Consider the following 12,941-nt stretch of genomic DNA (forward strand, 5'->3'; position numbering starts at 1 on the left):
TCCTTAGATGTGCGGGACATCGTCGGGGATGGAGTAGAAGGTCGGGTGCCGGTAGACCTTGTCGCCGCTGGGGGCGAAGTAGGGGTCCTTCTCGTCCGGGCTGGAGGCGCTGATGTGCTCGGCGCGCACGACCCAGATGCTGACGCCCTCGTTGCGGCGGGTGTAAAGGTTGCGGGCGTTGTGCAGCGCCATGTGGTCGTCGGGCGCGTGCAGGGAGCCCACGTGGACGTGGTTGAGTCCCCGCTTGCCGCGGACGAAGACCTCGTACAGGGGCCACTCGGGGCGGGACGCGTCGGTCGTGGTGCTCATGCCGCGGCCTCCCGGTCGCTCTGGTGCTTGGTGGCGTAGGCCGTGGCGGCCTCGCGGACCCACGCGCCCTTCTCGTGGGCGGCGCGGCGGCGCTCGATACGCTCGGCGTTCTTGGGGCCGCTGCCGGAGATGACCTGCTTGAACTCGACCCAGTCGGGTTCGCCGAAGTCGTGGTGGCCGCGCTCCTCGTTCCAGACCAGCTCGGGGTCGGGCAGGGTGACGCCGAGCTTGTCCGCCTGGGGGACGGTCATGTCGACGAACTTCTGGCGCAGGTCGTCGTTGGTGTCGCGCTTGATGCGCCAGGCCATGGACTGCCGGGTGTTGGGCGAGTCGGCGTCGGGCGGGCCGAACATCATCAGTGACGGCCACCACCAGCGGTCGACGGCGTCCTGGACCATCGCGCGCTGGGCCTCGGTGCCCTCCATCATGCGCATGAGCAGCTCGTAGCCCTGCCGCTGGTGGAAGGACTCCTCCTTGCAGATGCGCACCATGGCCCGGGCGTAGGGCCCGAAGGAGCTGCGGCACAGCGGGACCTGGTTGCAGATGGCGGCGCCGTCGACCAGCCAGCCGATGACGCCGACGTCGGCGAAGGTCAGCGAGGGGTAGTTGAAGATCGACGAGTACTTCTGGCGGCCCTCGATGAGCCGCGTCGTCAGATCGGCGCGGTCGACTCCGAGCGTCTCGGTGGCCGCGTACAGGTACAGGCCGTGTCCGGCCTCGTCCTGGACCTTGGCCAGGAGGATGGCCTTGCGGCGCAGGCTGGGCGCCGAGGCGATCCAGTCGCCCTCGGGCTGCATGCCGATGATCTCGGAATGGGCGTGCTGGGACACCTGGCGGACCAGGGTCCTGCGGTACCCCTCGGGCATCCAGTCGCGCGGTTCGATGCGCTGGTCGGCGGCGACCTTGGCGTCGAACTCCGCCTGGTGGGCCTCGTCGGAGCCCGAGGGCGCCGGGTCGGCCGTCACGGTGGACATGGCTCGTTCTCCTTCATAACCGAACGTTCGGTCAGTAATTAGTATCCCTGGATTCCCCCGCTCGGGCAAGTACCCGGGCGGGGGAATCCACGCTGGTCAGCTACCGGTGAACGTCGGCGCCCGCTTGTCCAGGAACGCCTTGACCGCCCCCGCGTGGTCGGCGGTCACACCCAACTGGTTCTGCAGATCGGCCTCTTCGGCCAGCAGTTCGGGCAGCTCCTGGGCGCCCGAGGCCGCCGCCCGCACCTCGCGCTTGGCCGCCACGAAGGCGCTGGTGGGGCCCGCGGCCAGCCGGAGCGCGACCTCGCGGGCCCGCTCGGCCCAGGCGTCGTCGTCGACGACCTCGGTGACCAGGCCCAGCTCCAGGGCGCGGTCGGCGCCGATCACCGTGCCCAGCAGCATCATCTCCATGGCGCGCGCCTGGCCGAGCGAGCGCACCAGGCGGTAGGCCAGCCCGGAGTCCGAGGCCAGCCCGATCCCGGTGAAGGCGGTGCCGAACTTGGCCCGCCGGGCGCTGACGCGCACGTCGCCCGCGAGCGCGAACCCGAGGCCGGCGCCGACGGCGGCGCCGCCGATCCCGACCACGACCGGCACCTGGATCTCCTCCAGGGCCAGAACGATCGGGTTGTAGTGCTCGTGCACGGTCGTCAGCGCCTGCTCGGGCGCCTCGTCGAGGATCCGGGCGTGCTCGGCCAGGTCCTGTCCGACGCAGAACGCCTTCTCCGACCCCAGCAGCAGCACCGCCCGCGCCGTGGTGGACTCCGCCGCCCGGCGCAGCGCCGCCAGCAGGTCCTCCTTGACCCGCCGGGTCAGCGCCGGGGTGTGCAGGCGCACCGTGGCGAGCCCGTCGACCTCGTCGAACTCCGCCGCCCTGTGTTCACTCACGCTTGTGTTCTCCCTCGTCCCAGATGTGGAAGCCCTGCCCGGCCTTGCGACCGAGCCTTCCCTCGGCGACCATACGGCGCAACAGCTCCGGCGGGGCGAACCGGTCCCCCAGCTCGGCGGCCAGGTGTTCGGCGATGGCCAGCCGCACGTCGAGTCCGACCAGGTCGGTCAGGCGCAGCGGACCCATGGGGTGCCGGTAGCCCAGCTCCATGGCGGTGTCGATGTCGGCGGGCGAGGCCACCCCCTCCTCGACCATCCGGATCGCCTCCAGGCCCAGCGTGACGCCCAGGCGGCTGGTGGCGAAACCCGGCGCGTCGCGGACCACGATCTCGGTCTTGCCCAGCGCCGCGACCCACCCGCGCACCGCCGCCAGCACCTCGGGCGCGGTCTGCGGAGCGGTGACGATCTCCACCAGCTTGGAGGCCGGAACGGGGTTGAAGAAGTGGGTGCCCAGGAAGCGCTCGGGGCGCTCGAGGGCGGCGGCCAGGTCGGTGACCGACAGCGAGCTGGTGTTGGAGGCCAGGACGGCCTCCTCGCCCACGACGCGCTCCGCGGCGGCCAGGACCGCGATCTTGAGTTCGGGCCGTTCGGGCACCGCCTCCACCACCAGGCCGGTGCCCGCGGGCACCCCTGCGACGTCGGTGACGGTGCTCAGGCGCGCCAGGACCTCGGAGGGCGCCGTGTCCAGCTTGCCCCGCCGGCGGGCCCCGTCCAGGCCGGCGGCCACCCGCGCCCGGCCGGACCGGGCGGCCTCCTCGGATGCCTCGACCAGCACCACGTCGGCCCCAGCGGTGAGGAACTGCTGGACGATGCCGGCGCCCATGGTGCCGCCGCCGACGACGGCGACGGTCGCGGGAACGGCCCGCGCGGTGGTGCTCATCGCTTCTTCCTCTCCAGGAACCGGGTCATCCGGTCGTGCTTGTCGGTGCTCTCGAACAGCACCGCCTGTGCCAGGTCGTCGGCCAGCGGGTGGGGTCCGTCGGCGTCCAGGACCATCTTGGTCATGCGCAGGGCCAGGGCGGAGGACGCGGCCATCCGGTCGATGAGGGCGTGGGCGCGCTCGCGCAGCTCCACGGCCGGGACGATCTCGGCGACCAGCCCGTGGCGCAGGGCCGTCTCGGCGTCCAGGCGCACACCGCCCAGGAGTACCTGCTTGGCCACCGAGGCGCCGACCAGTTCCTTGAGCCGCCAGCAGGCGCCGGCCCCGGCGATGATGCCCAGGCCCGGCTCGGGCTGGGCGAAGACGGCGTCAGGAGTGGCGATGCGCAGGTCGCAGGCGTAGGACAGTTCCGCGCCACCGCCCAGCGCGAACCCGTCCACGGCCGCGACCGTCGGCGCGGGCAGCCGGTGCAGGCGCTCGAACAGGCGGCTGTTGATGCCGGAGAGGGCCTCCTCGCGACCGCGCCCGCGCAGTTCGGCGATGTCGGCGCCGCCCGCGAACACGGTGCCGTGCCCGGTCAGCAGCAGCGGCCGGGGCGCGGCCTCCAGGTCGGCGCAGACCCGGTGCAGCTCGTCGATCATCCGGGCGTTGATGGCGTTGCGGGCCTCGGGGCGGTGCAGTTCCACCACCACTCGGTCCTCGCGGTGCTCGACCCGCAGTGTGGTGAAGTCGGCGTGCTCGCTCACGGGCGCTCCACCAGCAGTGCCGCGCCCTGGCCCACGCCCACGCACAGGGTGGCCAGGCCGCGCGCGGTGTCCTCGCGCTCCATGCGGCCCAGCAGGGTCACGACCAGCCGGGCGCCGGAACTGCCCAACGGGTGGCCCAGGGCGATGGCGCCGCCGTCGGCGTTGACGCGGTCCTCCTTCAGCCCGAGCCGGCGCATGACGCCCAGGGACTGGGCGGCGAAGGCCTCGTTGAGTTCGACGGAGCCCACGTCGTCGAGCCGCCAGCCGGCCCGGTCGAGGACCTTGTGCGTGGCCGGGACCGGCCCCAGTCCCATGACCTGCGGGGCGACGCCGGCCGCGGCGGAGGCGACGACGCGGGCGCGCGGGGTGAGCCCGTGTTCGCGCACCGCCTCGGCACTGGCCAGCACCAGCGCGCTGGCCCCGTCCGAGAGCGAGGAGGAGTTCCCGGCGGTGACGATGCCGCCCTCACGGAAGACGGGGCGCAGCCCGGCCAGGGACTCCATGGAGGATGCGGGGCGGGGACCCTCGTCTGCGGTGACCTCGTGCGTGGCACCGCGCCGCCCGGTGACGGTGACCGGGACGATCTCCGCGTCGAAGCGCCCGGCCCCGGCGGCGGCCACGGCGCGTTCGTGGCTGCGCAGCGCGAAGGCGTCGCACTCCTGGCGGGTGAGTCCCTCCAGGACGGCGACCTCCTCGGCGGTCTCCCCCATGGACAGGGTGTAGCGCAGGTCGTCGGGGGCGGCCCCGGCCGGGACAGCGGCGTCGTGGGCGGCGAAGCGCGGGTTGGTGAAGCGCCAGCCCAGGGAGGTGTCGGCGACCTCGCCGGGCTTGGCCCACGGTGTGCCGGGCTTGGCCATCACCCAGGGGGCGCGGGTCATGGACTCCACGCCCCCGGCCACGACCAGGTCGGCCTCGCCGGCGCGGATGGCCTGGGCCGCGGAGGCCACGGCGGTCAGGCCGGAGGCGCACAGCCGGTTGACGGTGTAGCCGGGCACGGCGGGGTCGAGTCCGGCGAGCAGTGCCGCCATGCGGGCCACGTTGCGGTTGTCCTCTCCCGCCTGGTTGGCGGCCCCGAGGATGACCTCGTCCACGGCCGAGCCCGGAGCGCCCGAGCGGCGCAGCGCCTCGGCGACGGCCGTGGCGGCCAGGTCGTCGGGACGGACCCCGGCCAGGGCGCCCCCGTAGCGCCCCTGGGGCGTGCGCACCCCGTCGACGACGTAGACCTCGCTCATGCACGACTCCCCATGTGAGGGCCGGTGACGCACGCCACCGGCACTGGTGAACCCAACAACACTTCTCCTTGACACAGCCGCCGGGCAACTGCGTTAATGCATTAGTAACCGAACGTTCGGTCAGTAAGCAAGTCCGTGCGGCCCGCCCCGTCGGCGACGGCCGCGCCCGGGCCGCCCCGCGGGACGGTCCGAGGACGCGCGGAGCAGAGTACCCGGAGAGATCCATGGCAATCCAGGACACCACGACGAAGCCGAACGGCGCCGACGCCCCCCGGCGACTGGGCCGGGCCCCCGCCCCGGAGTCCCTCGACCCGGCCGAGCGGATGAGCGTCGACGAGCTGCGCCACCTCCAGCTCACGCGTCTGCGGTGGACCCTGGAGCACGCCTACGCCAACGTGCCGCTGTACAAGGACAAGTTCGACGAGGCCGGCGTCCGCCCCGGCGACCTCGGGGAACTGGCGGACCTGCGGCACTTCCCGCACACCACCAAGGCCGACCTGCGCGAGAACTACCCGTTCGGGATGTTCGCCGTCCCCCGCGAGCGGGTCAGCCGCATCCACGCCTCCAGCGGCACCACCGGGCGCCCCACGGTCGTCGGCTACACCCGCCAGGACATCGACACCTGGGCCGAGGTGGTGGCGCGCTCCATCCGAGCCTCGGGCGGACGCCCCGGCCAGATGGTGCACGTCTCCTACGGCTACGGGCTCTTCACCGGCGGCCTGGGCGCCCACTACGGCGCCGAACGGCTCGGCTGCACGGTCGTCCCCGCCTCCGGCGGGCAGACCGCCAAGCAGGTCCAGCTCATCCAGGACTTCCGGCCCGAGGTCATCATGGTCACCCCCAGTTACATGCTGACCCTGCTGGACGAGTTCGAGCGCCAGGGCATCGACCCCCGCACCACCTCCCTGACCACCGGCATCTTCGGCGCCGAGCCCTGGACCGAGCGCATGCGCCTGGAGATCGAGGAGCGCTTCGACATCCACGCGGTGGACATCTACGGCCTGTCGGAGGTCATGGGCCCGGGTGTGGCCAACGAGTGCGTGGAGACCAAGGACGGACTGCACGTGTGGGAGGACCACTTCCTGCCCGAGGTGCTGGACCCGGTCACCCACGACGTGCTCGACGACGGCTCCTACGGCGAGCTCGCCTTCACCTCGCTGACCAAGCAGGCCATGCCCGTCATCCGCTACCGCACCCGTGACCTGACCACCCTGCGCCCGGGCACCGCCCGCCCGATGCGCCGCATGGACAAGGTCACCGGCCGCAGCGACGACATGATCATCCTGCGCGGCGTCAACGTCTTCCCCACCCAGATCGAGGAGATCATCCTGGGCCTGGACGGGCTGGCCCCGCACTTCCAACTGGTCCTGACCAAGGAGGGCCGCCTGGACCACATGGCCGTGCGCGTCGAGGCACGCCCCGACTGCACCTCCGACCGGCGCGCGGCGCTCTCCCGGGAGATCACCGCGACGGTCAAGGACCGCGTCGGCGTGAGCGTGCGCGTCGACGTCGTGGACCCCGAGCAGATCGAGCGCTCCGTCGGCAAGTTCCGCCGCATCGTCGACCAGCGCCCCAAGGAGTAGGGGCCGCGTAGCACGCACGGCCGCCGCGGGGAGGACGGGAGGACCCCGCGGCGGCCTCCTTGAGGAAGGCGCGTACGGCGGGGGGAACGTGCTCACTGACGAAGTCGCGCACGCCGCGACCGACAGCGGGCGAATGATCTGGAAACAACTCTCGTGAGCGCGGCGACCCGGAGGGGGAAAGGTGTTCCGGGACCGGCCGCGTGCGACGGCGCGGCACGCGGCCGGTCCTTTCTCAGAGCTGGCTGGCGGAGCGGCGGGGGACCAGAGAACCCAGAGCCAACAGAGCCCCCGCGCCCAGGATCGCGGCGGCGGTCAGCGACACCGCCGGGAAGCCGATCCCCGCGACGCCTGCGGCCAGTTGGGGGCCGAGCCCTGCGCCGACGAAGAGGAAGAAGGTATAGAGCGCCACGGCGCTGCCGCGCGCGGCGCCCGCCCTCGCGCCGATGGCCTGGACCAGGCCGGGCGCCGCCACCGCGATACAGGCGACAAAGGCGAACAGGCACACGCCGATGGCCGCTCCCCCGGTGAGGAACGCGCAGACGACCGACAACAGGGCCGCGGCGCCGAGCGAGAGGGTGACCCGCCGCTCCGGCGCGACGCGCGCGAGCCAGGGCGCCAGCAGCGGGATGGCCAGCATCGCCGGGAGCCCGCTGGCGCGCAGGGCCAGCATGGCACCCCCGTCTCCGGCCAGAGCCGGTGGGCCCGCGACCTGCAGACCGCTGTAGATGCCCACGAATCCCGCGAGGACCGTCAACGTGGCCCCGTACAGCAGCAGGAGGCGCCCGTTGCCCAGGAGCCCGGCCATGGCGGTGAGGGCCTCGGCCGCGGTCGCCCTCCCCTCGGTCTCATCCGGGTACAGGACCAGACGCAGCACGGCCGCGCCCAGGGCGAGCGCGACGCCGCCGGCGAAGAAGACCGGTTCCCAGCCGAACTGCTGCCCAATGGCCTGTGCGCCGAGTTGACCCAGGACCGCCGCGGCCAGGAAGGAACTGGTCAACCAGGTGATGGCGGTGACACGGCGGTGTGCGTCGACATGGGTCGCGACGTAGGCGAAGGCCGAGGGCGCGAAGGCCGCGGCCACCAGTCCCTGGACCGTGCGCAGGACGAGCCCCGCCCCCAGTGACGGGGCGAGGGGGACTACGGCGGTGGCCACCGCCGTGGCCGTGAGGCCGATGACCATCGTGCGGCGGGGCCCGAACTTGTCGGCGGCGGGCCCGACGAACAGGAAGCCGACGGCGTAGGCGATCGCGAAGGCGGTGGCCGTCCACGCGACCGCACCGGCCTCACCCGCCCAGTCGGCGGCCATGAGGGGATAGAGGGGAATGACGGTGTAGAGCTGGCCGACCACCAGCATTCCTGTGGTGGAGAGGGCCACGACGGTTACCGCAAACGACGTGCGCGTAGCGGCCGGAGGTGTGCTCACCACCCCGCCGTCTGTTATCGATTCCATGCCCCCACTATCGAGACCAACCAGTTGGTTGTCAAGAAGAGAAAAGGCACACGAGGCCGAATCCGGGCATGCGCACCGCCTCATACGTCACCACGAGGAACCAATGGGCCACCCGGTGCAACCAACCGGTTGGTACCCCCTTATCATGTCGTCATGACGAAGAGAACGGAAACAACGCGCGCCCGCCTGCTCAAGGCGGCCCGCACGGAGTTCGCCGCCTACGGGATCGCGGGCGCGCGCGTGGACCGCATCGCCGAGCGGGCCGGGGTCAACAAACAGCGGATCTACGCGAACTTCGGCGACAAGGAACAGCTCTTCCAGCACGTGGTGGGCGACGCCCTGGACGAGCTGTCCGCGGTCGTGACGCTCGACGGGGACACCGACCCGGCCTCCTACGTGGCGCGCGTGTTCGACTACCACAGGGCCAGACCCGAACTGCTCAGGCTCCTGCTCTGGGAGGCCCTGCACTACGGGGAGCAACCGCTTCCGGACGAGGAGGGCAGGACCGCCCTGTACGAGGCCAAGCTCTCCTCCCTCGCCGAACAGCTCGGCGAGCCGCTCTCACTCGACACCCGGCACCTGCTGCTGAGCCTCATCGGCCTGGCCGCGTGGCCGCAGATCACGCCGCAGCTCGCCCGGTTGATCGTGGGCCCCGACGTCCACGAGGACCAGGCGCAGGAACGCCTGCGCGACCACATCACCGGTTTCGTCCGCAGCGCCACGTCAACGGCTCCGTCCGTACCGGAGACCGGTACGGACGGAGCCGCCTGATCGGAGTCGTCGGCCTGTGGGGAAAGCCTCCGGTCCGCTCGCGTCCGGATCCAGGGAGGTGCAGCCGGCGATGCGGCCCGCCGCGGGAGGGTCATCCCTTGCGGGCCACGCCGCCGTACTCGTCCACGGGGCGGACCTCACCGACCTCGGTGGTGTCCGGGCGCCACAGCGAGCAGGAGACCACACCCGGCTCCAGCAGCTCCAGGCCGTCGAAGAGCGCGGTGATGCCCTGGGCCGAGCGGATCGTCAGCTTGGGCGTACCGCGCTCGTTCCACGCCGCCGCCACCTGGTGGGCGCGGTCGTGGTCGAGGTCGTCGGTGGGGTGGGAGACCACCAGGAAGCTGCCCGGGGCGAGCGCGCCGAGCAGCCGGTCCAGGATCGAGCGCACCTCGTCGTCGTCGGCGACGAAGTTGACCACGCCCAGCAGCATGAGCGCGACCGGCCGGGACAGGTCGAGCGTCCGTGCCGCGGCCGCCAGGATCGTGTCCGGGTCGCGCAGGTCGGCGTCGACGTAGTCGGTGGCGCCCGCGTCGGTGCCGGTCAGCAGTGCCCGCGCGTGCGCCAGCACCAGGGGGTCGTTGTCGACGTAGACCACGCGCGCGTCGGGGGCCAGGGACTGGGCGACCTCGTGGGTGTTGTTGTGCGTGGGCAGGCCCGTGCCGATGTCCAGGAACTGCCGTACGCCCTCGTCCCGGGCCAGGTGGGTGACCGCGCGGACGAGGAAGCCCCGGTCGGCGATCGCGTTGTCCACGATCTCGGGGAAGAACGAGCGGATCTGCTCGCCCATCTCCCGGTCCACCGGGTAGTTGTCCTTCCCGCCCAGCCAGTAGTTCCAGATCCTGGCGTTGTGCGGAGCGGAGGTGTCGATCTGGGGAGGGGTGGTCTCGGACACGGTCCTGCTTTCTCGTCGTCGTGGGCCGCGGCGCCGCGGCGCGCACCAGTCAAACCCGTCGGGAACCGGTCCGGCAAGCACCAAATCGCCCTTATGCCCCACTATTGTGCGAATATCGCGCCAACAGACCCGAGGACACGCCGGTGAAGCACTCCACACCCGAGTTCGCCCGCATCGCCGCCCAGAACACCGTCCTGCGCTGCCAGGTCGGATCCGGTGTCCACGGTCTGGCCGTCGACGGCCACAACGACCGCGACGAGATGGGTCTCTGCATCGAGCCGCCCGAGTACGTCATCGGTCTGCGCCGCTTCGAGCAGTACGTCCACCGCAGCCGTCCCGACCACGCGCGCTCCGGTCCCGGCGACCTGGACCTGACCGTGTACTCGCTGCGCAAGTGGACCCGCCTGGCCCTGGAGGGCAACCCCACCGTGTTGCTGCCGCTGTTCGTCCCCGACCACGAGGTCGTGACCGTCACCGCGATCGGCCACGACCTGCGCGCCCGGCGCGCGCGGCTGCTCTCGCGCCGGACGGGGCACCGCTTCCTGGGCTACCTGCGCGCCCAGCGCGAACGCATGGAGGGGGTGCGCGGCGGCCGGCACACCAACCGACCCGAACTCGTCGAGCGGTACGGCTTCGACACCAAGTACGCCTACCACATGGTCCGGCTGGGCCTCCAGGGCGTCGAACTGCTGGAGACCGGCGCGATCACCCTGCCGGTGCCCGATCCCGACCGCTCCTGGCTGCTGGCCCTGCGCCGGGGCGAGCACACCCGCGAGGAGGCCCTGGAGCGCGCCCGCGCCCTGGAGGAGCGGTTGATCCGGCTGTGCCGGACCAGCGGCCTGCCCGAGGAGCCCGACGCCGCCTGGGCCGACCGCTTCCTCGTCGACGCCTACCGGCGCGCGTGGGCGGAGGAGGTCACGGCGACCCCGCGCGAGGGCCGTGACCGGGCGGGATAGGGTGATCCACCGTAGAGGTCCACGAGGAACGGTAAGGAACAACCATGGTCGGAACAGCCGCGTTCGTGCTCATGATCGTGAGCCTGTCGATGATGATCTTCGCCGGGGTCCTCGCGACGCTGGTCAAGACCCGCTAGACCCGCTGTACGTGCGTGACGGGTGCGACCCCGCGGACGCACCCGTCCCGGGTCGGCGCTACTCCGGTGCGCCGGTCTCCACCAGGTCGTGGCGGGCCACCTCCCCGCCGTGGTCCGTGCTGATCACGACCTGTCCGCCGGTGATCCGGTACCGGGTCGTGCCCGCCTCGGCGACGAAACCGTCCCCGGTCCTCCGGGCGGGGACCACGATCGGCTCGCCGCTCTCCTCCAGGAACTCCCCGAAGTAGTACAGGTCGCCTTCCCCGTCCTCGCACAGCACGATGCGGTGCCGCCCGGTCTCGAAGGCCGCCACCAGGGGCCCCTCCCCCGCGCCCGGCAGCAGTGCGGCCACGCGCCCCGGACACGCCGGCGGCGCCGCGCTCCCGTCCGCGCCCTGCTCCGGCTCCCCTCCGACCCGGGGCAGCACCCACCACGCGGTCAGCGCGAGCAGGCCGACCACGGCCAGGGTCAGGGCGCGAACGGTGCCGGGCGGCCTTCGCGGCGTACTCCTGCGGCCCGCTCCGCCGGGCTTCTCCTGGGGCCGGGCCGTGTCCCGTACCGGTCCCCCGCCCGCCGTCGGCCCGCGCGCGGGCACGCCCGCTGTCAGGCCCCATCCGGCCACCCGCGACGTGCGGGGCCGCGCGTTCCTCCCCGGCGGCTCGCCCGGCGGTTCCTCGGCCGTGCGCGGTGGGGCGGTGCGCGCGCCCGCGTTCCGCGTCGGCTCCATCAGCCGGACCGGCGGCAGTCCCTCGTCCCCGGACCACTCGCCGTCGTCCCCGCCACGGCCCTGGAAGGCCTCGTCGGTGACGGCCGGCGCCAACAGGTCGCCCGGCAGGTCGCGGCCGGGCGCGGCCGACCCTCCGTCCCGGCGCCCGCCCAGGACGCGGAAGGTGTCGCAGACCATGCACGCGTGCCTGGCCGCCACGTTGAAGGCGGCGCACATCGAGCACTGCCAGTTCTCCTCGGGCACGCCCGCACCCCTCAGCCCTCGGTCACCACGGCGCCGGCGGGACCCGCCGGACCCTCACCGTACGATCACGCGCGCCGACGCGGCGGCGGAATCAGCACACATGCAACACCTCACCGGCGTTCGGCACAAGGGCCGAGTACCCCCCACTCCCGTGACATCGGGCAACGCCCCAGGTACTCGCCCGCGCACACGAATCGGCCGCCGCCCGACCCGTCAGACGCCGGACGGCGGGGCGTGGCGGACGGTACCGGTCGGCGCCGGGCGGTCCGGGTCCAGGGCGAGGGCCATCAGGGCCTCGTCGGGGACCGCGGAGCCCGCCCGGCGGTCGGGACACGTCCTGGGGGTTCTGTGGCGTGGTGGCTCCGGGGGGCTCGGTGGGACTGGTGACCACGGCGTCGCACTGACGACGCGCGTTCCTTGGCGGCGGGGCCGGGGGCGGCCTCCTCAGGGGCGGGGCCGGGCCGCCCCGTGCCGTGTGGCACGGGGGCACGGCCTCGTACCGTCGGCCTGGACGGCCGTGGTCTGCTCGGGTTCGCAGGAGAGGGTCGTGGCTCGATGGCGTGGCTGGGGTGGACGCGAAGACGCCCCCGGGGACGGCGCCCAGGTCCGGACTCGCGAAAGGCGCCCGGAGCGGCTCGGACGGCCTCGGCGAGGTCATGGCGTTGGCTTCCTTCGGTCGGTGGACACCCAGCCCCGCCGGTCCGGAGAGCGCCGTCAGGATGCAACGGCGCGTCGTCGGCGGACAACCACCGACGCGCCGGCACCCCCAGGAACACGAAGGGCCAGACTTCTCTCTCGGACACTGCGGCCACATGGGTGGGAGCACCCGTGGCCGCATCCGGCCAGCGTGCGCGCGCCGCGCGCGGCGTTGTCCCGCGCCCCCGCCCTCGTTAGGGTGGACGCATGTCGATTTGGTCTCGCGGTGACCGTACGGGCCGGGTCGAGGAAGCCCTGTTGATGCTGGAGGGTCAGGGCATCATCGACGGGCTGGACATCCTCCTCGCCGAGGACAAGCCCTACCGTGTCCGGGTTCCCGCCGGGATCGTCCACATGGACGAGGACGAGGCCTCCATGTTCGCTCTGGGCGCGGTGGTCGGCGCCTTCGGCGGCGTGGCCCGCGGGGAGGGCTGACCTACCGGTCCGCGGTCGGCCGGTC

At 72.7% G+C, this 12,941-nt stretch carries 13 protein-coding genes; 4 read left to right on the forward strand and 9 right to left on the reverse strand.

Features of this window, described 5'->3' with window-relative positions; all coding sequences use genetic code 11:
- Nucleotides 1-3: 3 nt before the first annotated feature.
- From paaB to M1P99_RS26280, 6 genes are all read right to left on the reverse strand, one after another.
- Nucleotides 4-309 carry a 1,2-phenylacetyl-CoA epoxidase subunit PaaB gene (gene paaB, locus M1P99_RS26255; RefSeq protein WP_304455263.1) on the reverse strand — a complete coding sequence of 102 codons (306 nt, stop codon included), beginning with the start codon at nt 307-309 and terminating at the stop codon, nt 4-6.
- On the reverse strand, nt 306-1,283 hold the full coding sequence (gene paaA / locus M1P99_RS26260) for a 1,2-phenylacetyl-CoA epoxidase subunit PaaA (protein ID WP_304455264.1): 978 nt from the start codon (nt 1,281-1,283) through the stop codon (nt 306-308). Before paaA ends, paaB begins: the two co-directional genes overlap by 4 nt.
- Nucleotides 1,284-1,379: 96 nt before the next feature.
- A complete protein-coding gene (locus M1P99_RS26265; RefSeq protein WP_304455265.1) occupies nt 1,380-2,168 on the reverse strand; it encodes an enoyl-CoA hydratase-related protein in 789 nt (262 codons plus the stop codon).
- Nucleotides 2,161-3,048 carry a 3-hydroxyacyl-CoA dehydrogenase family protein gene (locus M1P99_RS26270; protein WP_304455266.1) on the reverse strand — a complete coding sequence of 296 codons (888 nt, stop codon included), beginning with the start codon at nt 3,046-3,048 and terminating at the stop codon, nt 2,161-2,163. Before M1P99_RS26270 ends, M1P99_RS26265 begins: the two co-directional genes overlap by 8 nt.
- The gene (locus M1P99_RS26275) at nt 3,045-3,794 is read right to left on the reverse strand and encodes an enoyl-CoA hydratase/isomerase family protein (RefSeq protein ID WP_304455267.1); all 750 of its coding nucleotides are present in this window, start codon (nt 3,792-3,794) and stop codon (nt 3,045-3,047) included. The genes M1P99_RS26270 and M1P99_RS26275 overlap by 4 nt, the downstream gene beginning before the upstream one ends.
- The gene (locus tag M1P99_RS26280; RefSeq protein WP_304455268.1) at nt 3,791-5,026 is read right to left on the reverse strand and encodes an acetyl-CoA C-acyltransferase; all 1,236 of its coding nucleotides are present in this window, start codon (nt 5,024-5,026) and stop codon (nt 3,791-3,793) included. Before M1P99_RS26280 ends, M1P99_RS26275 begins: the two co-directional genes overlap by 4 nt.
- 224 nt (nt 5,027-5,250) lie before the next feature.
- On the opposite strand from M1P99_RS26280, the gene paaK reads away from it, so the two are divergent.
- A complete protein-coding gene (gene paaK / locus M1P99_RS26285) occupies nt 5,251-6,609 on the forward strand; it encodes a phenylacetate--CoA ligase PaaK (protein WP_304455269.1) in 1,359 nt (452 codons plus the stop codon).
- Between the two features lie 232 nt (nt 6,610-6,841).
- On the opposite strand, the gene M1P99_RS26290 is transcribed toward paaK, so the two are convergent.
- Complete coding sequence (locus M1P99_RS26290; RefSeq protein WP_304455270.1) at nt 6,842-7,984, reverse strand: MFS transporter; 1,143 nt, start codon at nt 7,982-7,984, stop codon at nt 6,842-6,844.
- A 228-nt stretch (nt 7,985-8,212) separates the two neighbouring features.
- On the opposite strand from M1P99_RS26290, the gene M1P99_RS26295 reads away from it, so the two are divergent.
- Nucleotides 8,213-8,830 (forward strand): TetR/AcrR family transcriptional regulator, encoded by a 618-nt coding sequence (locus tag M1P99_RS26295; protein ID WP_304455271.1) that lies wholly within the window; start codon nt 8,213-8,215, stop codon nt 8,828-8,830.
- 91 nt (nt 8,831-8,921) lie between these two features.
- Here the strand turns inward: M1P99_RS26295 and M1P99_RS26300 are convergent, their stop codons facing one another.
- On the reverse strand, nt 8,922-9,722 hold the full coding sequence (locus tag M1P99_RS26300; RefSeq protein ID WP_304455272.1) for an SAM-dependent methyltransferase: 801 nt from the start codon (nt 9,720-9,722) through the stop codon (nt 8,922-8,924).
- 143 nt (nt 9,723-9,865) lie between these two features.
- On the opposite strand from M1P99_RS26300, the gene M1P99_RS26305 reads away from it, so the two are divergent.
- The gene (locus M1P99_RS26305) at nt 9,866-10,678 is read left to right on the forward strand and encodes a DNA polymerase beta superfamily protein (protein ID WP_304455273.1); all 813 of its coding nucleotides are present in this window, start codon (nt 9,866-9,868) and stop codon (nt 10,676-10,678) included.
- A 195-nt stretch (nt 10,679-10,873) separates the two neighbouring features.
- Here M1P99_RS26305 and M1P99_RS26310 read toward each other — a convergent pair whose 3' ends face one another.
- Nucleotides 10,874-11,785, reverse strand: a complete 912-nt coding sequence (locus M1P99_RS26310) for a hypothetical protein (protein WP_304455274.1) — start codon at nt 11,783-11,785, stop codon at nt 10,874-10,876.
- Between the two features lie 903 nt (nt 11,786-12,688).
- Here M1P99_RS26310 and M1P99_RS26315 point away from each other — a divergent pair.
- Nucleotides 12,689-12,916, forward strand: a complete 228-nt coding sequence (locus M1P99_RS26315) for a hypothetical protein (RefSeq protein ID WP_304455275.1) — start codon at nt 12,689-12,691, stop codon at nt 12,914-12,916.
- Nucleotides 12,917-12,941: the final 25 nt, after the last annotated feature.

Source organism: Nocardiopsis sp. YSL2, assembly GCF_030555055.1.
Taxonomy (GTDB): domain Bacteria; phylum Actinomycetota; class Actinomycetes; order Streptosporangiales; family Streptosporangiaceae; genus Nocardiopsis.

Bases quoted from the DNA above. Each gene is read 5' to 3' on its own strand.
- paaB (WP_304455263.1), bottom strand. From the start codon at position 309: ATGAGCACCACGACCGACGCGTCCCGCCCCGAGTGGCCCCTGTACGAG.
- paaA (WP_304455264.1), bottom strand. From the start codon at position 1,283: ATGTCCACCGTGACGGCCGACCCGGCGCCCTCGGGCTCCGACGAGGCC.
- M1P99_RS26270 (WP_304455266.1), bottom strand. From the start codon at position 3,048: ATGAGCACCACCGCGCGGGCCGTTCCCGCGACCGTCGCCGTCGTCGGC.
- M1P99_RS26280 (WP_304455268.1), bottom strand. From the start codon at position 5,026: ATGAGCGAGGTCTACGTCGTCGACGGGGTGCGCACGCCCCAGGGGCGC.
- paaK (WP_304455269.1), top strand. From the start codon at position 5,251: ATGGCAATCCAGGACACCACGACGAAGCCGAACGGCGCCGACGCCCCC.
- M1P99_RS26295 (WP_304455271.1), top strand. From the start codon at position 8,213: ATGACGAAGAGAACGGAAACAACGCGCGCCCGCCTGCTCAAGGCGGCC.
- M1P99_RS26315 (WP_304455275.1), top strand. From the start codon at position 12,689: ATGTCGATTTGGTCTCGCGGTGACCGTACGGGCCGGGTCGAGGAAGCC.